We start from the raw sequence: 21,278 nt of genomic DNA on the forward strand, positions 1-21,278 counted from the left end.
TACCCTTACTCGATCTGATTCATGTATATTTATGCAATCAGACAGCATATTGCAAAAATAATCAGATCTGTATCGAAGTTATAACTTTAAGGAAACACACTCACGCCGCGGATTTCTTTTGCGGTGTGACATCCATCCCGGAATCACAATGAATAAACCATCTTCTCAACCGCGCGCCATTTATTACGTCGTCGCACTGCAAATTTGGGAATACTTCAGCTTTTACGGCATGCGCGCCCTGCTGATTCTCTATCTCACCAACCAGCTAAAATACGACGATAACCATGCGTATGCGCTGTTCAGCGCTTACTGTTCGCTGGTCTATGTCACCCCGATTCTCGGCGGGTATCTGGCGGATAAAGTGCTTGGTAATCGCATGGCGGTCATGCTGGGAGCATTCTTGATGGCCGTTGGGCATCTGGTGCTGGGGGCGAGTGAAATCGCGCCGACCTTCCTTTATTTGTCGCTGGCGATCATCGTCTGCGGTTACGGTCTGTTCAAATCCAACATCAGTTGCCTGTTGGGTGAGCTGTATAAACCGGAAGATCCACGCCGCGACGGGGGATTCTCACTGCTGTATGCCGCCGGCAATATCGGCTCGATCGTTGCCCCTATCGCCTGTGGTTATGTTCAGGAAGAGTACAGCTGGGCGATGGGTTTTGCGCTGGCCGCCATCGGCATGATCGCCGGGTTAATTATCTTCCTGTGCGGCAATCGCCATTTCGCCCACACCACTGGGGTGAATAAAGCCGCGCTGCACGCCAGAACGTTTGTTCTGCCCAACTGGTGTTGGCTGCTGGTGCTGTTAGTTGCCGCGCCGCTGCTGATCACGGTGCTGTTCTGGAAAGAATGGTCGGTCTATGCGCTGATTGTCGCCACCGTCATTGGTCTTGCGGTGCTGACAAAAATCTACCGTCAGGCACAGACGCAAAAACAGCGTAAAGAGCTGGGGCTGATTGTGGTTCTCACCTTCTTCAGCATGTTGTTCTGGGCGTTCGCCCAACAGGGCGGCAGCTCCATCAGTTTGTACATCGACCGATTCGTGAACCGTACGATTCTGGGTTACGAAGTACCGACGGCGATGTTCCAGTCAGTGAATGCCTTCGCGGTCATGCTGTGCGGCGTGGTGCTGGCCTGGCTGATTAAGGAGAGTATGGGCGGCAACCGTACCGTGCGGATCTGGGGGAAATTCGCCCTGGGCCTCGGTTTGATGAGCGCCGGATTCTGCATTCTGACCGTAAGCGCCCGGTTATCTGCCGCCTACGGTCACTCTTCTATGCCACTGATGATCTTAGGGTTGGCGGTAATGGGTTTTGCCGAGTTGTTCATCGACCCGGTCGCAATGTCGCAGATTACACGTATTGAGATCCCTGGCGTGACGGGCGTTCTGACCGGTATCTATATGTTGCTCTCCGGCGCGATCGCCAACTATCTGGCTGGCGTCATTGCCGATCAGACCTCGCAGAGCGCGTTTGATGCAAGCGGCGCGATCAACTACGCCATCAATGCCTATATCGATGTGTTCGACCAGATAACCTGGGGAGCGCTGGCCTGCGTGGCGCTGGTACTGCTGATTTGGCTGTATCAGTCACTCAAATTCAGAAACCGCCCGCTGGCGGTTGAGTCCTGAATGACATTACGCCCGGTGGCGCTACGCTTACCGGGCCTACAGCGTGGCACTATCCTGTAGGCCGGATAAGGCATCGCCGCCATCCGGCATAACGTATAAAAAAAAACCGCCACATTTCTGTTGGCGGTTTTCTCGGACGATGCTGTATATCAGTAGAAATCGCAGGTCACTTTTTCTGCCTGCGCCATCCACACCGGTTTATCGCTGGTTTTCGACCAGACGCGATGCAGATAGCTGTAAAAACGAGCACGGTCTTTCCAGAACAACATGACCGGCAGCGCCAGAACCCCAGCCACAACGGCGAGAGTGCGGCGTAACAAAACAACATGAGCTGGATATTCTTTATAGAGTTCCATACTTTTCTCCCCTTTATCTGGCCGGTAATCATCACCGGTAAAGTCAAATTGGTTATCTGCTGAAAATAGTACCGCTTTGCGTGTAATTTTACTACTCATCCGACCACTTATTTTTGTCTATTTAAGGTTTATTTACATTCGCCCTGTAATTAAGTTACATAAAAGTTAAATTAATACTAATCATTAGTTAAATGATGGTCTTTTCCATTTTTATACTTTTTTTACACCCTACGCGCCGATTTTTGCGAAATCTTTGCAGGCAAAAAATTACCCTCCGCATATCAGAAGAAAAACCACTGGAGGTGCACTGTGAGTGCAGGCGTAATCATCGGCATCATGCTGATTTTCTTACTTTTGGGTTACCTGGTGTATGCCCTGATTAATGCGGAGGCATTCTGATGGCGGCCCAGGGATTTTTACTGACAGCCAGTTTTTTACTGATCCTGTTCGTGCTCGCCCGCCCTTTAGGCGTGGGTCTGGCGCGACTTATCAACGACATTTCCCTGCCAGGCACCGCCAGCGCAGAGCGTCTGCTATGGCGCGGGTTGGGGATACCGACGCAGGAAATGGACTGGAAACAGTATCTGCTGGCCATTCTTACCCTGAATCTGTTGGGTCTGGCAGTGCTGTTTCTGATGCTGCTGGGGCAAAACCTGCTGCCGCTGAACCCGCAGCAGTTGCCTGGTCTTTCCTGGCATCTGGCGCTCAATACGGCCATCAGTTTTGTCACCAATACCAACTGGCAGTCCTACGGCGGGGAAACCACCTTAAGCTACTTCAGCCAGATGGCGGGACTGACCGTACAGAACTTCCTGTCGGCGGCTACCGGTATCGCGGTGATCTTCGCCCTGATCCGCGCCTTTACGCGCCAGAGCATGAATACGCTGGGCAACGCCTGGATGGATTTGGTGCGCATTACGCTGTGGATCTTATTGCCGCTCGCCCTGTTAATCGCCCTGCTTTTCATCCAGCAGGGCGCACTGCAAAACCTGCTGCCCTATCAATCGTTCACCAGTGTTGAAGGTGTGAAACAGCTTTTACCGATGGGGCCGGTAGCTTCACAGGAAGCCATAAAGATGCTCGGCACCAACGGCGGCGGGTTCTTCAACGCCAACTCATCGCATCCGTTTGAAAACCCGAGCGCATTAACCAACATGGTACAGATGCTGGCGATCTTTTTGATTCCCGCCGCGCTTTGCTTTGCCTTTGGCGATGCGTCAGGCGATCGCCGTCAGGGGCAGATGCTGCTGTGGGCGATGTCGATCATTTTCGTGGTCTGCGTCGCCGTGGTGATGTCGGCGGAAGTTCAGGGCAATCCTCATCTGCTGAAGTTTGGCGCCGACAGCAGCCTCAATATGGAAGGCAAAGAGAGCCGCTTTGGCGTGCTGGTCAGCAGCCTGTTCGCCGTCGTGACCACGGCGGCCTCCTGCGGGGCGGTTATCGCTATGCATGACTCCTTTACCGCGCTGGGCGGCATGGTGCCAATGTGGCTGATGCAAATCGGAGAAGTGGTTTTTGGCGGCGTCGGTTCGGGTTTGTACGGCATGCTGTTGTTCGTATTGTTAGCCGTATTTATCGCCGGGCTGATGATTGGCCGCACGCCAGAATATCTGGGTAAAAAAATCGACGTGCGCGAAATGAAAATGACCGCCCTGGCGATTCTGATTACCCCGACGTTGGTATTGCTCGGTACGGCGCTGGCGATGATGACCGAAACCGGCCGCAGCGGAATGCTCAACCCCGGCCCACACGGTTTTAGCGAAGTGCTGTACGCCGTCTCTTCGGCGGCCAACAACAACGGCAGCGCCTTTGCCGGTCTGAACGCCAACACGCCCTTCTGGAACTGCCTGCTGGCCTTCTGCATGTTTGTCGGTCGCTTCGGGGTGATTATCCCGGTCATGACAATTGCCGGATCGCTGGTCGGTAAAAAGCGCCAGCCGGCCAGCCCCGGCACACTGCCGACGCACGGCGCGCTGTTTGTCGGCCTGCTGATCGGTACGGTGTTGCTGGTGGGCGCACTGACCTTTATTCCTGCGCTGGCGCTTGGGCCGGTTGCTGAACACCTCTCTTTATATTGAGCGAAGCGGAGTACATGGTGATGAGTCGCAAACAACTGGCGCTGTTCGAGCCCTCCCTGGTCGCTCAGGCGCTGATCGAGGCCGTGAAAAAATTAAGCCCACATACCCAGTGGCGCAATCCGGTCATGTTTATTGTCTGGATCGGCAGTCTGCTGACGACCCTTATCACGGTGGCGATGGCAACCGGGCAGATGCCAGGGAATCCCCGGTTTACTGGCGCGATAAGCCTCTGGCTGTGGGTTACCGTCCTGTTCGCAAACGTTGCCGAAGCGCTGGCGGAAGGTCGCAGCAAAGCGCAGGCCAGCAGTCTGAAAGGGGTGAAGAAAACGGCATTTGCCCGCAAACTGCGTGAACCAAAGTATGGCGCGCAGGCGGATCGCCTCCCTGCCGATGAGCTGCGTAAAGGGGATATCGTCCTGGTTGAAGCGGGCGATATTATTCCCTGCGACGGCGAGGTCATTGAAGGCGGCGCATCGGTGGACGAAAGCGCCATTACCGGTGAGTCCGCGCCGGTGATTCGTGAATCCGGCGGCGACTTTGCCTCAGTGACCGGCGGAACACGTATTCTCTCCGACTGGCTGGTCATCGAATGCAGCGTGAATCCCGGCGAAACCTTCCTTGACCGGATGATCGCGATGGTGGAAGGCGCGCAGCGCCGTAAAACGCCAAACGAAATCGCGCTGACCATTCTGCTGATTGCCCTGACTATTGTCTTTTTACTGGCAACCGCCACGCTCTGGCCCTTTTCCGCCTGGGGCGGCCATGCCGTCAGCGTGACGGTGCTGGTCGCCCTGCTGGTTTGCCTGATCCCCACCACTATCGGCGGATTACTTTCGGCGATCGGCGTCGCCGGGATGAGTCGAATGCTGGGAGCAAACGTCATCGCCACCAGCGGGCGGGCGGTGGAAGCCGCAGGCGACGTGGACGTGCTGCTGCTGGATAAAACCGGCACCATCACCCTCGGCAACCGTCAGGCCTCGGACTTTCTGCCCGCTCAGGGCGTGGATGAAAAGACGCTGGCCGACGCGGCGCAACTCTCTTCGCTGGCCGACGAGACGCCGGAAGGCCGCAGCATCGTCATTCTCGCCAAACAGCGTTTTAATCTGCGCGAGCGCGATGTGCAGTCGCGCCATGCCACCTTTGTTCCCTTTACCGCGCAAAGCCGGATGAGCGGTATCAACATTGATAACCGAATGATCCGTAAAGGTTCCGTGGATGCCATTCGCCGCCACGTTGAAGCCAGCGGCGGTCACTTCCCTGCTGACGTGGAGCAAAAAGTGGATAGCGTCGCCCGTCTTGGCGCCACGCCGCTGGTGGTGGTGGAAGGTTCCCGCGTGCTGGGCGTTATCGCGCTGAAAGATATTGTCAAAGGCGGGATTAAGGAACGTTTTGCCCAGTTGCGCAAAATGGGCATCAAAACGGTGATGATCACCGGCGACAACCGCCTGACGGCCGCGGCGATTGCCGCCGAAGCCGGAGTGGATGATTTCCTGGCGGAAGCCACACCAGAAGCCAAGCTGGCGTTGATCCGCCAGTACCAGGCTGAAGGTCGCCTGGTGGCGATGACCGGCGACGGAACCAACGATGCACCGGCGCTGGCGCAGGCTGATGTGGCGGTGGCGATGAACTCCGGTACTCAGGCAGCGAAAGAAGCCGGTAACATGGTGGATCTGGATTCCAACCCGACCAAGCTGATCGAAGTGGTGCATATCGGTAAACAGATGCTGATGACGCGCGGTTCGCTCACCACGTTCAGTATCGCCAATGACGTGGCGAAATATTTCGCCATCATTCCGGCGGCGTTTGCCGCGACGTACCCGCAGTTGAATACGCTGAACATTATGCGTCTGCATTCGCCGGATTCCGCAATCCTCAGCGCGGTGATCTTCAATGCGTTGATTATCGTTTTTCTGATCCCGCTGGCATTGAAAGGGGTGAGCTATAAGCCACTTTCGGCCTCTGCCATGCTGCGCCGTAATCTGTGGATTTACGGCCTGGGTGGTCTGGTTGTGCCGTTTATCGGCATTAAAGTGATTGATTTACTGCTGACTCTGCTGGGTCTGGTGTGAGGTTTATAATGAGTGGATTACGTCCTGCATTATCAACGCTGGTGTTTCTGACGCTGCTAACCGGCGGCATTTACCCGCTGCTTACCACCGCGCTGGGGCAATGGTGGTTCCCGCATCAGGCTAACGGCTCACTGATTGTTGATGGCAGTCTCGTGCGCGGCTCTGCGCTTATCGGGCAGAATTTTACCGCCGACGGCTATTTTCAGGGACGCCCGTCAGCAACGGCGGAAATACCCTATAATCCCATGGCTTCCGGCGGCAGTAATCTGGCGGTCAGCAACCCGGAGCTGGATAACCAGTTGCAGCAGCGGGTGAAGGCGCTGCGGGCCGCTAACCCGGACGCCAGCACGACGATTCCGGTGGAACTGCTCACCGCCTCCGCCAGCGGGCTGGACAATAACCTGACGCCAGCGGCGGCGGCGTGGCAGATCCCGCGCGTCGCCAAAGCGCGAAATCTCAGCGTTGAAGCCGTGACGCAGTTGGTCGCAGAATATACGCAAAAGCCGCTGGTGAGTTTTATCGGCCAGCCAGTGGTCAATATCGTGGAACTCAATTTAGCGCTGGATAAGCTCTGATGGTTAATGAAGAACCGCTACGCCCTGACCCCGATCGCCTGCTGGAACAGACCGCCGCACCACACCGGGGAAAACTGAAAATCTTCTTCGGCGCCTGCGCAGGCGTCGGGAAAACCTGGGCGATGCTGGCTGAGGCGCAGCGACTGCGGGCGCAAGGGCTGGATATTTTGACGGGTGTCGTGGAAACCCACGGGCGTAAAGAGACCGCCGCGCTGCTGGACGGCCTCAGCATCCTGCCGCTAAAACGGCAGGCGCGTCACGGACGCCATCTCAGCGAGTTCGATCTCGACGCGGCGCTGGCCCGTCGCCCGGCGCTTATTCTCATGGACGAACTGGCGCACAGCAATGCGCCAGGCTCGCGCCATCCCAAACGCTGGCAGGATATCGAAGAACTGCTGGAAGCGGGTATTGACGTCTTTACCACCGTCAACGTCCAGCACCTGGAAAGCCTCAACGATGTGGTCAGCGGCGTGACCGGCATTCAGGTTCGTGAAACCGTGCCAGACCCTTTCTTCGATGCCGCCGACGAGGTGGTTCTGGTCGACCTGCCGCCTGACGATCTGCGAGCGCGTCTGAAAGAGGGCAAGGTGTACATTGCCGGCCAGGCTGAACGCGCCATTGAGCACTTCTTTCGCAAAGGCAATTTGATCGCCCTGCGTGAACTGGCACTGCGCCGCACGGCCGACCGGGTGGACGATCAAATGCGCGCCTGGCGGAGCCATCCAGGCGAAGAGAAAGTGTGGCATACCCGCGACGCCATTCTGCTGTGCATCGGGCACAACACCGGCAGTGAAAAACTGGTGCGTGCCGCCGCGCGGCTGGCTGCCCGCCTCGGCAGCATCTGGCACGCGGTGTATGTCGAAACCCCGGCGCTGCATCGCCTGCCGGAAAAGCAGCGGCGCGCCATCTTGAGCGCCCTGCGTCTGGCGCAGGAGCTGGGCGCAGAGACCGCCACGCTTTCCGATCCCGCCGAAGAAAAAGCGGTTGTGCGTTACGCCCGGGAACATAATCTTGGCAAAATTGTGCTGGGGCGTCCGGCAACGCGACGCTGGTGGCGCAGAGATTCGTTTGCCGATCGCCTGGCGAAACAGGCGCCGGATCTCGATCAGGTGGTCGTCGCCCTTGATGATCCCCCGACTCGCCCGTTGAATCAGACACCGGATACCCGTGCCTTCAAAGATAAGTGGCGGGTGCAGATACAGGGCTGCCTGGTCGCGATCGCCCTTTGCGCAGTGACCACCGTCATCGCCGTACAGTGGATGGTCGCCTTTGACGCGGCTAACCTGGTGATGCTGTATCTGCTGGGCGTGGTGATTATCGCTCTGTTTTATGGGCGCTGGCCCTCGGTAGTGGCAACCTTTATTAACGTCGCCAGCTTCGATCTCTTTTTTATTGCTCCTCGCGGCACGCTTGCCGTTTCCGATGTGCAGTATCTGTTGACCTTCGCCGTGATGCTGACGGTGGGGCTGGTGATCGGTAACCTGACGGCGGGCGTGCGCTATCAGGCGCGGGTTGCCCGCTATCGGGAACAGCGCACGCGCCATCTGTACGAGATGTCCAAAGCGCTGGCGGTGGGGCGAAGCAGGCAGGATATCGCCGCCACCAGCGAACAGTTTATCGCCTCCACGTTTCAGGCCCGCAGCCAGGTGTTATTGCCGGATGAAAACGGCACGCTGACGCCGCTGACCCACCAGCAGGGCATAACGCCGTGGGATGACGCCATCGCCCGGTGGAGCTTTGACAAAGGCCAGCCGGCCGGGGCGGGTACGGATACCCTGCCCGGCGTGCCGTATCAAATTTTACCGTTAAAAAGCGCCGATAAAACGCATGGCCTGGTGGTGGTCGAGCCGGGGAATCTTCGTCAGTTAATGATCCCGGAACAACAGCGGCTACTGGAAACATTCACCTTGCTGGTCGCCAGCGCGCTGGAGCGTCTGACGCTTACCGCCAGTGAAGAGCTGGCCCGACTCGCCAGCGAGCGCGAGAGCATTCGCAATGCCCTGCTCGCCGCCCTCTCCCACGACTTGCGCACGCCGCTGACGGTGCTGTTTGGTCAGGCGGAGATTTTAACCCTGGATTTGGCAAGTGAAGGATCGCCGCATGCGCGCCAGGCCAGCGAAATCCGCCAGCACATACTCAACACCACCCGACTGGTGAATAACCTGCTGGACATGGCGCGCATTCAGTCCGGTGGATTTAATCTTAAAAAAGAGTGGCTGACGCTGGAAGAGGTTGTCGGCAGCGCCCTGCAAATGCTGGAGCCGGGGCTATCCCACCCCATTAACCTGTCGCTGCCAGCGCCGCTGACGCTGGTACACGTTGACGGCCCGCTGTTTGAACGGGTACTGATCAACCTTCTGGAAAACGCCGTCAAATACGCCGGTTCACAGGCGGAGATCGGCATTGATGCCCATGTTGAAGACGAACATCTTCAGCTTGACGTCTGGGATAATGGCCCCGGCATTCCTGACGGGCAGGAGAAAAGCATCTTCGACAAATTTGCCCGGGGAAATAAAGAGTCTGCCGTACCGGGCGTTGGGCTGGGGTTGGCTATTTGCCAGGCGATTGTTGAAGTGCACGGTGGAACGATTTCCGCCCACAATCGCCCGCAGGGCGGAGCCTGTTTCCGTGTTACACTCCCGCAGGAAACTGCACCTGAACTTGAAGATTTTCATGAGGATATGTGACCAACGTTCTGATTGTTGAAGACGAACAGGCTATTCGTCGCTTTCTGCGCAGCGCGCTGGAAAGCGACGGGCTGCGCGTGTACGAAGCAGAGACGCTAAGCCGTGGGTTGCTGGAAGCCGCCACGCGGAAACCCGATCTCATCATTCTTGATCTTGGACTGCCTGACGGCGACGGCATCGATTTTATTCGCGACCTGCGACAATGGAGCGCAATTCCGGTGATTGTGCTTTCTGCTCGCAGCGAGGAGAGCGATAAAATCACTGCGCTGGATGCGGGCGCCGATGACTATCTGAGTAAACCCTTCGGCATTGGCGAACTACAGGCGCGCTTACGCGTGGCGCTGCGCCGTCACGCCAGCGGCCCTTCTCCTGACCCCATCGTGCAGTTTTCCAGCATAAAAGTGGACTTAGCAGCACACCTTGTCCACCGTGATGAAGAAGAAATTCACCTGACGCCGATTGAGTTTCGCTTACTGGCCGTGTTGCTGAATAATGCGGGCAAAGTGCTCACCCAGCGGCAGCTGTTGAACCAGGTCTGGGGACCGAACGCCGTCGAGCACAGTCACTATTTGCGTATTTATATGGGTCACCTGCGACAGAAACTGGAGAAAGATCCCGCCCGCCCCCGCCATTTCATTACCGAAACCGGAATCGGTTATCGTTTTATGCCATGAATGGTTATTCATTTTTTTTAATTAATTCCTAAATATCATTTTTATCATTAACCACACTGCAAATAATGTATTTTGCAGTGTAAGCTCATTCCTTAAAAAATATAAAAATACAAACCCATAACATATAAACAACAATACGATATCTTATCGTGTGATATGCATAAACAACGACTAAATATTTTAGAAATGATCGTTTTTTATTGATCTTCTTCACAGATCAGGCTCATTTCCTGGATAAAATACCCTCACCTTCCACTTATCCAGTAAAGGTAACCAAAATGGAAAATAATAGCCGTACAATGCCCCATATAAGGCGGACAACTCATATTATGATGTTTGCTCACCGTAACAGCTTCGACTTTCATTTCTTTAATGCCCGTTAGTCTTTCGACTAAGGGCACTCCAGCATACAGGTCTTCCTGACCCCTTGCATTGCAGGCTAACGCCTGTATCTCGTGGTGCTCACACTGCATAACCCTGTTTTACCTGTGACCGGAAAGGTTAGGGTTTATTGCATCTTCTAAAAAGCAATTTACTGATTTATTTATCAGTGGCGTCGTATTGCTTTTTTTCCGGAGCTATCAGTTTCTCATTCGAGAAATTGAGGACCTGCTATTACCTGAAAATAAAGAGATGAAAATGTCTGAATTAAAAATTGCCGTCAGTCGTTCCTGCCCTGATTGTTTTTCTACACAGCGCAGTATCGTTAATGTTGATGAAAGTAATTTCATTGATGTTGCCGCTATCGTGTTATCCATCAATGATATTGAACGAGGTAAACTCGATGAGATTGATGCGACGGGCTACGGTATTCCCGTGTTTATCGCGACACAAAATGAAGAGCGCGTTCCGGCAGAATATCTGCCGCGGATCTCGGGCGTATTCGAACATAATGAAGCCCGTAACGCCTTCTATGGCCGCCAACTGGAGACCGCTGCCAGCCACTATGAAACGCAACTGCGCCCGCCGTTCTTCCGGGCGCTGGTGGACTACGTAAACCAGGGCAACAGCGCATTTGACTGTCCGGGGCATCAGGGCGGTGAATTCTTCCGCCGTCACCCCGCAGGGAACCAGTTTGTTGAGTACTTTGGCGAAACGCTTTTCCGCTCTGATTTGTGTAATGCCGACGTGGCGATGGGCGATCTGCTTATCCATGAAGGCGCGCCGTGCATCGCGCAACAACACGCCGCGAAAGTGTTCAACGCCGATAAAACCTACTTTGTGCTGAACGGCACCTCATCGTCAAACAAAGTGGTACTTAACGCGCTGCTGACCCCAGGCGATCTGGTGCTGTTCGATCGTAATAACCACAAATCGAACCACCACGGCGCGCTGTTGCAGGCGGGCGCGACGCCGGTTTATCTGGAAACCGCGCGCAACCCGTACGGCTTCATCGGCGGGATCGACGCCCACTGCTTTGAAGAAGACTATCTGCGTGAACTGGTCAGCGAAGTGGCGCCGCAACGCGCGCAAGACGCCCGTCCGTTCCGCCTGGCGGTGATCCAGTTAGGCACCTACGACGGCACCATCTATAACGCCCGTCAGGTGGTGGATAAGATTGGTCATCTGTGCGACTACATCCTGTTTGACTCCGCATGGGTCGGCTACGAGCAGTTTATTCCGATGATGGCCGATTGCTCGCCGTTGTTGCTGGACCTGAACGAGAACGATCCGGGTATCCTGGTCACGCAGTCTGTTCACAAACAGCAGGCCGGTTTCTCCCAGACCTCGCAGATCCACAAGAAAGACAGCCATATCAAAGGTCAGTCTCGCTATGTGCCGCATAAACGTATGAATAACGCGTTCATGATGCACGCCTCCACCAGCCCGTTCTACCCGCTGTTCGCCGCCCTGGACATCAACGCCAAAATGCACGAAGGCGTCGGTGGCCGTAACATGTGGATGGACTGCGTGGCGAACGGCATCAATGCACGTAAGCTGATCCTTGATAACTGCCATCACATCCGTCCGTTCGTGCCGGAACTGATCGACGGCAAACCGTGGCAGTCTTACCCCACGGCGGAGATCGCAAACGACCTGCGCTTCTTCCACTTTGTGCCGGGCGAACACTGGCATGCCTTCGAAGGCTACGCCGAACACCAGTACTTTGTTGATCCGTGCAAACTGCTGCTCACGACGCCGGGCATCAATGCGCGCAACGGCGAATACGACACCTTCGGCGTTCCGGCGACCATCCTTGCCAACTTCCTGCGTGAAAACGGCGTGGTACCGGAAAAATGCGATCTCAACTCGATCCTGTTCCTGCTGACGCCAGCGGAAGACATGGCGAAATTGCAGCAACTCGTCGCCCTGCTGGTGCGCTTTGAGAAACTGCTGGAAGCCGATGCGCCGCTGGCTGACGTTCTGCCGTCAATTTATAAGCAGCATGAAGCGCGTTATGCCGGCTACACCCTGCGTCAGCTGTGCCAGGAGATGCACGATCTGTACGCACGCCATAACGTGAAACAGCTGCAAAAAGAGATGTTCCGTAAATCCCATTTTCCACGCGTCAGCATGAACCCGCAGGACGCCAACTACGCCTATCTGCGCGGTGAAGTCGAACTGGTTCGCCTGCCGGATGCGGAAGGACGGATCGCGGCAGAAGGCGCGCTTCCGTATCCGCCAGGGGTTTTGTGCGTTGTTCCGGGTGAAATCTGGGGCGGTGCGGTGCTGCGTTATTTCAGCGCGCTGGAAGAAGGAATCAACCTGCTGCCGGGCTTTGCGCCTGAACTACAGGGCGTTTACATCGAAGAACACGACGGCCGTAAACAGGTGTGGTGCTACGTCATTAAACCGCGCGAAGCACAGAACACCCTGCTGAAAGGGGAAAAATTATGAGTAAAGCCAAATCCAATAAAATGGGCGTCGTTCAGCTCACCATCCTGACAATGGTCAATATGATGGGCTCCGGGATTATCATGCTGCCCACCAAACTTGCGGAGGTCGGCACCATCTCGATCATCTCGTGGCTGGTGACTGCCGTTGGTTCAATGGCGCTGGCATGGGCTTTCGCCAAATGCGGGATGTTCAGCCGTAAATCCGGCGGCATGGGCGGCTACGCGGAGTATGCCTTTGGTAAATCCGGCAACTTTATGGCGAACTACACCTATGGCGTTTCGCTGCTGATTGCCAACGTCGCTATCGCCATCTCCGCCGTCGGCTACGGCACCGAGCTGTTCGGCGCCACGCTGTCACCGGTGCAGATCGGTCTGGCGACCATCGGCGTGCTGTGGCTGTGCACCGTCGCCAACTTCGGCGGCGCGCGCATTACCGGGCAAATCAGCAGTATCACCGTCTGGGGCGTGATTATTCCGGTTGTCGGTCTGTGCATCATCGGCTGGTTCTGGTTTAGCCCGACGCTGTACGCCAACTCCTGGAACCCGCATCACGTACCGTTCTTCACCGCCGTCGGTTCTTCTATTGCGATGACGCTGTGGGCCTTCCTCGGTCTGGAATCTGCCTGCGCCAACGCCGAAGTGGTGGAAAACCCGGAGCGTAACGTACCGATTGCGGTATTAGGCGGTACGCTGGGCGCGGCGGTGATTTACATCATCTCCACCAACGTGATTGCCGGGATCGTACCGAACATGGATCTGGCCAACTCCACCGCGCCGTTCGGTCTGGCATTCGCACAGATGTTTACCCTGGAAGTCGGTAAAGTGATCATGGCGTTGATGGTGATGTCCTGCTGCGGTTCGCTGCTGGGCTGGCAGTTCACTATCGCCCAGGTTTTCAAATCCTCGGCGGATGAAGGATATTTCCCGAAAATCTTCTCTCGCGTAACGAAAGTGGATGCGCCAGTTCAGGGGATGCTGACCATCGTGATTATCCAGAGCGGATTATCGCTGATGACCATCAGCCCATCGCTGAACAGCCAGTTCAACGTGCTGGTTAACCTGGCGGTGGTAACAAACATTATCCCGTACATTCTGTCGATGGCCGCGCTGGTGATCATTCAGAAAGTGGCAAATGTTCCGTCGTCAAAAGCCAAAACGGCGAACTTCGTGGCATTCATCGGCGCGCTGTACAGCTTCTACGCGCTGTATTCATCCGGTGAAGAAGCGATGCTGTACGGCTCCATCGTGACCTTCCTCGGCTGGACGCTGTATGGACTGGTATCGCCGCGCTTTGAGCTGAAAAACAAACACGGCTAAAAAAAAAAGCCCGGTGGCGCTAACGCTTACCGGGCCTACGATCGTTGTTGTAGCCGGGCAAATGCAGTACCGCCCGGCACACAAACCGCACTTACGCGTTTTTCAGCACTTCGCTGACAATCTCAACCGCTTCTTTTTCGATCTGCTTGCGGTGTTCCTCGCCGAGGAAGCTTTCGCAATAAATCTTATAAGCGTCTTCCGTGCCAGAAGGCCGCGCGGCAAACCAGCCGTTGTCGGTCATCACTTTCAAGCCGCCAATCGACGCGCCGTTACCCGGCGCCGCCGTCAGACGCGCGGTGATCGGATCGCCCGCCAGCGTGCTGGCGCTCACCATTTCTGGAGAGAGCTTAGACAATGCGGCTTTCTGCGCAGACGTTGCGCTTGCCTGCAAACGGTTATAGCTCGGCGCGCCAAAGCGAGCCGCCAGCTCGTTGTAGTGCTCCTGCGGGTTTTTCCCGGTGACGGCCGTGATTTCCGCCGCCAGCAGGCACATGATGATGCCGTCTTTATCGGTAGACCACGGCGTACCGTCGAAACGCAGGAAAGACGCCCCGGCGCTCTCTTCGCCGCCGAAGCCGAAGCTGCCGTCGAACAGACCGTCGACGAACCATTTAAAGCCGACCGGCACTTCCACCAGCTTACGCCCCAAATCGTTCACCACGCGGTCGATCATCGCAGAGGAAACCAGCGTTTTACCGACCGCCACGTCTTTACCCCACTGCGGGCGGTGCTGGAACAGATAGTTGATCGCTACCGCCAGATAGTGGTTCGGGTTCATCAGCCCTGCCGGAGTCACGATGCCGTGGCGGTCATAGTCCGGGTCGTTGGCGAACGCCAGATCGAACTTATCACGCAGAGCCAGCAGACCCGCCATCGCGCACTCGGAGGAACAGTCCATACGGATTGCGCCGTCTTTGTCGAGATGCATAAAGCGGAACGTCTGGTCAACGTGATCGTTAACGATAGTCAGGTTCAGGTTGTAGTGCTTAGCAATACGCTTCCAGTATTCGATACCGGAACCACCCAGCGGATCGACGCCCAGCGTCAGGCCCGCTTTCTGAATCGCCGCCATATCGACGATATCCGCCAGCCCTTCAACGAACGGCTGCACCAGATCCTGCTCTTTAACGTGGCCTGAGGCCATCGCCGCATCCAGAGAGATACGCTTCACGCCCTTCAGACCGTCAGCCAGCAGCGCGTTGGCCCTGTCTTCCACCACTTTGGTGACGTTGGTATCCGCCGGGCCGCCGTTTGGCGGGTTGTACTTAATACCGCCGTCTTCCGGTGGGTTGTGAGATGGCGTGATCACGATGCCATCAGCCAGCGGGCCGCCTTTTTTATTGTGAACCAGGATAGCGTTAGAAACGGCAGGCGTTGGCGTGAAGCCATTGTTTTCCTGCACGATGACATCAACACCGTTCGCCGCCAGCACTTCCAGTACAGAGATAAATGCCGGTTCAGACAGCGCGTGGGTATCTTTGCCCACATAACAAGGACCAGTGATACCGTTTTTTGCACGCTCTTCCGCAATCGCCTGGGCGATCGCCAGGATGTGCGGCTCGTTAAAACTATGACGACCTGCGCTACCGCGATGCCCGGACGTACCGAACTTCACGGCGTGCTCTGCATTCCCTGCTTCGGGTTTCAGTACATAGTACTGTGCCGTCAGTTGGGCGACGTTAATCAAATCACTCTGTTGCGCAGGTTGACCTGCACGGTTGTGGATTGCCATTGCCTGGTCCTTTTAATGCAAGGATTAAATTGTTCCGCAAACCTTCTCAATCAATTCCGCCGGGAATTGCATTGACTGCATGATGTGTTCAACCATGCTGCATTTACGGCCGGTGTTGGTGTTGGTAATCACCCAATACGGCGTGCCGGGCACATGTTTCGGTTTGGTTTGATTACCATTTTTCAGCAGCGTTTGTTCATCAGCCGCAAAATAGACGCGCGTACGGCCATGCAACGACTCCGTTGCTTCGGCAAACGCGCGATTATCCAGTGAGTAGAGTGTAGACAGCACCAGCATGAAGCGGTTTACCGCTTTCTTCTGCTCCGCGTACTCGTCGGAAAGCAGCAGTTCACGCATGGCGCGGACTTTATCTTTTACGGGGTTGACGGGCTTCGCTTCCACGATAGCAGGTTGCGCGACGCGAACCTCTTTCGCCGCCGGAGTGACAGGCTGTGATACGGCGGAAAACTTCAACATGCGCCGTAAAATGTCGGATGCGCTCTCGCCAATATGCTTGGTGTGGCTGGCAATATAGCTATAGAGTTCATCATCAACTTCAATCGTTTTCATCTTAATCCAGTGCGGTGTCTTATCTGAATACAAGTCGTTGGGATTACCTGCACGTAGTGTAAAGGCAAATTCCAACAGCGGATAGCGTCAAACCTGGCTGACGGAAAAACTCGGAGTAAACCGTAGTTGTTGCAGCCCTGTGGCAGAATAGTCAACATAATACCCTAACCCGACAGAGCGAAAAAAAGAACTTTGCCATGAAATTGAATATCCGAGCGCAAACTGCACAAAACCTGCACAATAATTCTCCCATCGTCCTCGTTCACGGTTTGTTTGGCAGCCTGGACAACCTCGGCGTGCTGGCGCGCGACCTGGTGACCGATCACGATATCATTCAGGTTGATATGCGCAACCACGGTCTCTCCCCTCGCGATCCGGTGATGGACTACCCGGCAATGGCGCAAGACTTACTGGATACCATTGATGCCGAAGGCATTGAGAAAGCCACCTTTATCGGCCACTCCATGGGCGGTAAAGCGGTAATGGCGCTCACCGCGCTGGCGCCGGAGCGTATTGACCAGTTGGTCGCGATAGACATCGCGCCGGTCGATTACCACGTTCGCCGCCACGATGAAATCTTCGCCGCCATCAATGCCGTCACCGACGCGGGCGCCGAAACCCGTCAACAGGCCGCCACCGTTATGCATCAACATCTGCAAGAAGAAGGCGTCATCCAGTTTCTGCTGAAATCGTTTATCGACGGCGAATGGCGCTTTAACGTACCGGTGTTGTGGGAACAGTATCCACATATTGTGGGCTGGGAGACCATTCCAGCCTGGGATCGCCCGGCGTTGTTTATCCCCGGCGGCAACTCGCCTTATGTGACCGAAGCATATCGTCACGATCTGCTGGCGCAGTTCCCTCAGGCGCGAGCGCACGTCATCGCCGGAGCGGGCCACTGGGTTCACGCGGAAAAACCTGATGCGGTGCTGCGCGCCATTCGTCGCTATCTGGCAGATAAGGCCAACTGATTAAAAACTCAGCGTCCGCGCGCGATTACGTCCGCGGGCGTTGGCGTGTCTGCCTTGCTGATGTATGATGGCGCGCTATCCATCCGGGCAGACGCCTGGCTGATTGTTTCCCCGAAGTCACCAAAATCATGGCCAAAGAACAAACGGACCGTACGACATTAGATCTGTTCGCACACGAGCGTCGCCCGGGACGACCCAAAACCAATCCGCTTTCGCGTGATGAACAGCTGCGCATTAATAAGCGTAACCAGCTAAAACGCGACAAAGTACGTGGCCTTAAGCGTGTCGAACTGAAACTCAACGCTGAGGCTGTCGATGCGCTGAACGAGCTGGCCGAATCCCGCAATATGAGCCGTAGCGAACTCATCGAAGAGATGCTGATGACTCAACTGGCAGCGCTGCGCGGCCAGGGCGTAGTCTGAAAAACTGCTCAATATCATAAATCATGTAGCACAGAGTGCAGTCCCGCGTGATTGCTGTTTCCGCATGCCTGACTGTTCTGCTATGATTGCCCTTATCTGCGGGCAATACGCCACCACCATTTCAATAAGTTTCAAGAGGTTATTTTACTCATGGCAATCACTGGCATCTTTTTCGGCAGCGACACCGGTAATACCGAAAATATCGCAAAAATGATTCAAAAACAGCTTGGTAAAGACGTTGCCGATGTGCATGACATTGCGAAAAGCAGCAAAGAGGACCTGGAAGGGTACGACATCCTGCTGCTGGGCATCCCGACCTGGTACTACGGTGAAGCGCAATGTGACTGGGATGACTTCTTCCCGACTCTCGAAGAGATTGATTTTAACGGTAAACTGGTGGCGCTGTTCGGCTGCGGCGACCAGGAAGATTACGCAGAATATTTCTGCGACGCGTTAGGCACCATCCGCGACATCATTGAGCCGCGCGGCGCGACCATCGTCGGCCACTGGCCAACGGCGGGCTACCATTTTGAAGCGTCCAAAGGTCTGGCTGACGACGATCACTTTGTTGGTCTGGCTATCGACGAAGACCGTCAGCCTGAACTGACCGCAGAGCGCGTTGAAAAATGGGTTAAACAGATTTCCGGCGAACTGCACCTCGACGAAATCATTAACGCCTGATTTTGTGCGGCGCAGAAAAGCATCTGCGTCGCATCAATAGATAAAACCAATTAAAATAATTGCTACAAATTTGTAACTTTCTTGCCTGACCCTGTACAATGTCCGGGTGTTATTCTGGTATTGCACAGTGTGTTTGTTGGCGATACCTCGTTTTTATTAACAATATTTGCCGGAGGCTTGCAGTTTTCATTTAGGCGTGGCAGTTCTATAATGAAACGCATTATCTCAAGTGCAATTTCTGTCACTTCTTTGTTGGAAGTGAATCGTTTAGCAACAGGACAGATTCCGCATGACTGACAACAATACCGCATTAAAGAAGGCTGGCCTGAAAGTAACGCTTCCTCGTTTAAAAATTCTGGAAGTTCTTCAGGAACCGGATAACCATCACGTCAGTGCGGAAGATTTATATAAACGTCTGATCGACATGGGTGAAGAGATTGGGCTGGCGACCGTGTACCGCGTGCTGAACCAGTTTGATGACGCCGGTATCGTAACCCGCCACAATTTTGAAGGCGGTAAATCCGTTTTTGAGCTGACCCAACAGCATCATCACGATCACCTTATTTGCCTCGATTGTGGCAAAGTGATCGAATTCAGTGATGATTCCATCGAAGCGCGCCAGCGTGAGATTGCGGCTAAGCATGGCATTCGTTTGACGAACCACAGCCTCTATCTCTACGGCCACTGCGCTGAAGGCGATTGCCGGGAAGACGAGCACGCGCACGACGCGAAGTAATGTGAACCCTGCTAAAAAGCCAACCGACCGGTTGGCTTTTTTTATGCCTCCGAGCCGGTAGCAGTCTTAAAAAACGCAAACGGGCGGAGAGTTCTCTCCGCCCGCCATTAACCCGCCCTGCTTTTATTTGGCGCTATTTTTACTGCGAATTTCCTGCCAGATTTTATCGCAATCGGCGGTCACCGCCTGATCGTTCCCCGTACGCGTAGCCTGAATGCACTGCTGATAATCCAGCACGCGCACGCTCTCTTCTGTAGCAAACTGCTTGTGCTGGTCATCTTTCTTCAGCACGTTCAGTACGCTCTGACAGGCTTCAATTTTCTCTGGCGAACCTTGCGCCGTATTGATGCAGGCGCTGTATGCCTCTTTTAACTGACTGTCTTCTTTGGGCGCGGTTGGCTGCGCGCAGGCCACCAGTCCCGATGCCATCATGGCGATGAGTAACAGTTTTTTCATATCAGTGTCCTCAACGTTGCGGCAGACAAATCGCCTGCCGCAACAGGCATCAGAAAATAGTGAACGGAGCGATAACCATGAACTTCACGTCACGTTCATCCTGGAAGATGTTGCCGTAACCGCCGCCCCAGCTTGGGATGTTGGAGTGGTTGTCATATTCCGTGAAGTGCAGTTTAAACATGGTGCCTTTGGCACGGCCTTCCTGTAGGGTGTAGACCGCATCAAGGCTGTAAGAAGACTCTTCAATGGTACGGTTTTTGTCATAGTACGCATCCGGGGTAATCTGCCAGGTTGATGGCTTCGCGTCCCAGGCGTAAACGTATGACGCCCCCACTGCCCAGCCCGGTAGGTTCCAGTTTTTCAGATCGTACATCGCACCGAAGAAGACGGCTTTTTCGCCGTTGGCGTTAAAGTCTGAGCGGTTATCCCACCAGATATCCAGACGACCGTTTGAGGATGCGTAAGTTGGCGTCATACGTTGCAGGAAGTAACCTTGTTGACCGTCCGCCTTAACCCAGGTCCCTTCCAGGCGCAAATCGACGACTTCGGCCACTTTGTAACCGAAAGTCAGCGCCTGCAACCAGGCGGTGCCGTCATAAATATCGTTTACGCTGCGATCATCAACTTTGTCGCGCGCACCATAGAACTGATAGCTGGTGGTGAACGGGTTACCGCCCAAATCAAATTTGTAGCTGGCTTTGGCAAAATACTGGTCGACATACCCTTCTGACTGACCAAATGCCGCTTCCAGCACGAGGTCATTTTTGAAATCGTATTTAGCGCCGATAGAGTGGAGGTAATCCACTTTGGTCTTTTTATCGGCCTGATAGAATTTATCAACATCGGTGTGCCACGGCGCTTTATATTGGTTGGCCCACATATAGGAGAAACTCAGCGCGCCCGCATCACCGTAGTCAAAATTCGCTCCGGCTTCCGCGCCCTGATAAGTACCCGGCATAAAGCTCCAGTGCGGCGCTAACAGCGTCTGACCGGTCGGCTGGATATACCCCGCACGCGCCCAGGTTGGCCCGTACTTAAATTTTGCCGCGGCTTTATAAAGGCTGATCCCGCTCTTATCGCCAGAATAATCCTCATCATAACCTTTATTCTTTTTCGAGAAGGCGATTTCGTTGGGGTGTCCGCTGTCGCCGTTTTCCGCCATTTCTATCGCGGTAAATGCCGCGATATCCAGACCGAACATATCAGCCGCATAACCAGACTGGAAATCCAGGTTGGCGTTCCAGGTCGCGTGTGAAAGGTTGGTTTTATATTTGTCATCGTCGGTGACATCTTTACGGTCACGCTCACGCTGCCAGTAATAGATGCCGCCTGTTAACGTGGAATCGTCAATAAAGCCTTCGGCCTGAGCCTGTGGAACGACGACCAAACCTGACATTGCTGTGATACCGGCGATAGCCAGCGCCAGCGTACTACGTTTGCCACTAAACGTACGCATGTGTTAATCCTCTTTGACGTATAAAATGCTG

19 protein-coding genes are annotated in these 21,278 nt (G+C 55.0%); 14 read left to right on the forward strand and 5 right to left on the reverse strand.

Annotated features, from left to right (window positions below; genetic code table 11):
- Positions 1-148 precede the first annotated feature (148 nt).
- On the forward strand, positions 149-1,630 hold the full coding sequence (locus OGV82_RS00280; RefSeq protein WP_012133300.1) for an MFS transporter: 1,482 nt from the start codon (positions 149-151) through the stop codon (positions 1,628-1,630).
- A gap of 149 nt (positions 1,631-1,779) precedes the next feature.
- On the opposite strand, the gene OGV82_RS00285 is transcribed toward OGV82_RS00280, so the two are convergent.
- A complete protein-coding gene (locus OGV82_RS00285; RefSeq protein WP_047458125.1) occupies positions 1,780-1,986 on the reverse strand; it encodes a YbfA family protein in 207 nt (68 codons plus the stop codon).
- A 309-nt stretch (positions 1,987-2,295) separates the two neighbouring features.
- Here OGV82_RS00285 and kdpF point away from each other — a divergent pair, with 309 nt between their 5' ends.
- The 9 genes from kdpF (at position 2,296) to potE (ending at position 14,223) form a co-directional block, all read left to right on the forward strand.
- Complete coding sequence (gene kdpF / locus OGV82_RS00290; RefSeq protein WP_047458128.1) at positions 2,296-2,385, forward strand: K(+)-transporting ATPase subunit F; 90 nt, start codon at positions 2,296-2,298, stop codon at positions 2,383-2,385.
- On the forward strand, positions 2,385-4,064 hold the full coding sequence (kdpA, locus tag OGV82_RS00295) for a potassium-transporting ATPase subunit KdpA (RefSeq protein WP_047458131.1): 1,680 nt from the start codon (positions 2,385-2,387) through the stop codon (positions 4,062-4,064). Before kdpF ends, kdpA begins: the two co-directional genes overlap by 1 nt.
- Before the next feature lie 20 nt (positions 4,065-4,084).
- Complete coding sequence (gene kdpB, locus OGV82_RS00300) at positions 4,085-6,133, forward strand: potassium-transporting ATPase subunit KdpB (RefSeq protein WP_024130536.1); 2,049 nt, start codon at positions 4,085-4,087, stop codon at positions 6,131-6,133.
- Between the two features lie 8 nt (positions 6,134-6,141).
- Entirely contained in the window at positions 6,142-6,708 is a 567-nt protein-coding gene (kdpC, locus tag OGV82_RS00305) for a potassium-transporting ATPase subunit KdpC (RefSeq protein ID WP_101743884.1), read from the forward strand.
- A complete protein-coding gene (gene kdpD, locus OGV82_RS00310; RefSeq protein ID WP_101743885.1) occupies positions 6,708-9,395 on the forward strand; it encodes a two-component system sensor histidine kinase KdpD in 2,688 nt (895 codons plus the stop codon). Before kdpC ends, kdpD begins: the two co-directional genes overlap by 1 nt.
- A complete protein-coding gene (gene kdpE / locus OGV82_RS00315; protein WP_012133308.1) occupies positions 9,392-10,069 on the forward strand; it encodes a two-component system response regulator KdpE in 678 nt (225 codons plus the stop codon). Before kdpD ends, kdpE begins: the two co-directional genes overlap by 4 nt.
- A gap of 278 nt (positions 10,070-10,347) precedes the next feature.
- Entirely contained in the window at positions 10,348-10,452 is a 105-nt protein-coding gene (gene speFL, locus OGV82_RS00320) for a leader peptide SpeFL (protein ID WP_114149115.1), read from the forward strand.
- Between the two features lie 256 nt (positions 10,453-10,708).
- Positions 10,709-12,907, forward strand: coding sequence for an ornithine decarboxylase SpeF (gene speF / locus OGV82_RS00325; RefSeq protein ID WP_024130539.1), 2,199 nt, complete (start codon positions 10,709-10,711; stop codon positions 12,905-12,907).
- Positions 12,904-14,223 carry a putrescine-ornithine antiporter gene (gene potE, locus OGV82_RS00330; protein ID WP_101743886.1) on the forward strand — a complete coding sequence of 440 codons (1,320 nt, stop codon included), beginning with the start codon at positions 12,904-12,906 and terminating at the stop codon, positions 14,221-14,223. The genes speF and potE overlap by 4 nt, the downstream gene beginning before the upstream one ends.
- Before the next feature lie 91 nt (positions 14,224-14,314).
- Here potE and pgm read toward each other — a convergent pair whose 3' ends face one another.
- Together pgm and seqA are read right to left on the reverse strand one after the other, a co-directional pair.
- A complete protein-coding gene (gene pgm / locus OGV82_RS00335) occupies positions 14,315-15,955 on the reverse strand; it encodes a phosphoglucomutase (alpha-D-glucose-1,6-bisphosphate-dependent) (protein ID WP_047458144.1) in 1,641 nt (546 codons plus the stop codon).
- A gap of 24 nt (positions 15,956-15,979) precedes the next feature.
- Complete coding sequence (seqA, locus tag OGV82_RS00340) at positions 15,980-16,525, reverse strand: replication initiation negative regulator SeqA (RefSeq protein WP_047458147.1); 546 nt, start codon at positions 16,523-16,525, stop codon at positions 15,980-15,982.
- Between the two features lie 197 nt (positions 16,526-16,722).
- Between seqA and ybfF the strand changes: the two genes are divergently transcribed.
- The 4 genes from ybfF (at position 16,723) to fur (ending at position 19,335) form a co-directional block, all read left to right on the forward strand.
- Positions 16,723-17,496: an esterase gene (ybfF, locus tag OGV82_RS00345; RefSeq protein WP_047458149.1), complete on the forward strand. Its 774-nt coding sequence runs from the start codon at positions 16,723-16,725 to the stop codon at positions 17,494-17,496.
- Positions 17,497-17,624: 128 nt separating this feature from the next.
- The gene (ybfE, locus tag OGV82_RS00350; RefSeq protein WP_012133315.1) at positions 17,625-17,918 is read left to right on the forward strand and encodes a LexA regulated protein; all 294 of its coding nucleotides are present in this window, start codon (positions 17,625-17,627) and stop codon (positions 17,916-17,918) included.
- Positions 17,919-18,068: 150 nt separating this feature from the next.
- Positions 18,069-18,599, forward strand: a complete 531-nt coding sequence (gene fldA / locus OGV82_RS00355) for a flavodoxin FldA (RefSeq protein ID WP_047458152.1) — start codon at positions 18,069-18,071, stop codon at positions 18,597-18,599.
- A gap of 289 nt (positions 18,600-18,888) precedes the next feature.
- Entirely contained in the window at positions 18,889-19,335 is a 447-nt protein-coding gene (gene fur, locus OGV82_RS00360) for a ferric iron uptake transcriptional regulator (protein WP_007373881.1), read from the forward strand.
- Positions 19,336-19,458: 123 nt separating this feature from the next.
- On the opposite strand, the gene chiQ is transcribed toward fur, so the two are convergent.
- Positions 19,459-19,791: a ChiQ/YbfN family lipoprotein gene (chiQ, locus tag OGV82_RS00365; protein WP_047458156.1), complete on the reverse strand. Its 333-nt coding sequence runs from the start codon at positions 19,789-19,791 to the stop codon at positions 19,459-19,461.
- Between the two features lie 49 nt (positions 19,792-19,840).
- Complete coding sequence (gene chiP / locus OGV82_RS00370; RefSeq protein ID WP_012133319.1) at positions 19,841-21,247, reverse strand: chitoporin ChiP; 1,407 nt, start codon at positions 21,245-21,247, stop codon at positions 19,841-19,843.
- Positions 21,248-21,278: the final 31 nt, after the last annotated feature.

This window comes from Citrobacter sp. CK191, from assembly GCF_030333435.1.
Classification (GTDB): Bacteria; Pseudomonadota; Gammaproteobacteria; order Enterobacterales; family Enterobacteriaceae; genus Citrobacter_B; species Citrobacter_B koseri.